This window comes from Yersinia sp. IP36721, from assembly GCF_003634395.1.
In the GTDB taxonomy this organism is placed as follows: Bacteria; Pseudomonadota; Gammaproteobacteria; order Enterobacterales; family Enterobacteriaceae; genus Yersinia; species Yersinia entomophaga.
The window spans coordinates 1-527 of record NZ_QCZL01000089.1 but is presented as its reverse complement, the minus strand read 5'-3'; the positions used below and the strand labels follow the sequence as shown (position 1 = coordinate 527).

Genomic DNA, 527 nt, shown 5'->3' with positions numbered 1-527 from the left:
GGTAAATCTACGGAGAGACAAGTTTTAGCTGCAGTGTTTCAATTTTCAGCTTGTTCCAGATTGTTAAAGAGCAATATTTCACAACATACTGTCCACCTTGCGGCAGCAATATATTTTGAAATAGTTTTATATGGTGGAGCTAAGCGGGATCGAACCGCTGACCTCCTGCGTGCAAGGCAGGCGCTCTCCCAGCTGAGCTATAGCCCCATATAAAAAGCAAATACCTTATTGCTGCAACTCATGTCCAGACAAGGCGCAGACACGCACGTTTATTGTTATAAACGAATGTGACGGTAACGCACTACAGGGATGAGTTGGTGGGTCTGAGTGGACTTGAACCACCGACCTCACCCTTATCAGGGGTGCGCTCTAACCACCTGAGCTACAGACCCAACAAGGTACTAAAGCCCGACTAATCTCTCAGCCCGGCCTTATTTGCTCGTTACTTTCTATCAGACAATCTGTGTGGACACTACGCAATGCGTATCATTAGGTAAGGAGGTGATCCAACCGCAGGTTCCCCTACG

At 47.4% G+C, this 527-nt stretch carries 2 tRNA genes; both read right to left on the bottom strand.

The annotated features are described in order from the left end of the window. Positions 1-131 precede the first annotated feature (131 nt). Positions 132-207, bottom strand: a tRNA-Ala gene (locus DBA33_RS20460). A 108-nt stretch (positions 208-315) separates the two neighbouring features. Then, a tRNA-Ile gene (locus DBA33_RS20455) sits at positions 316-392 on the bottom strand. Positions 393-527 lie beyond the last annotated feature (135 nt).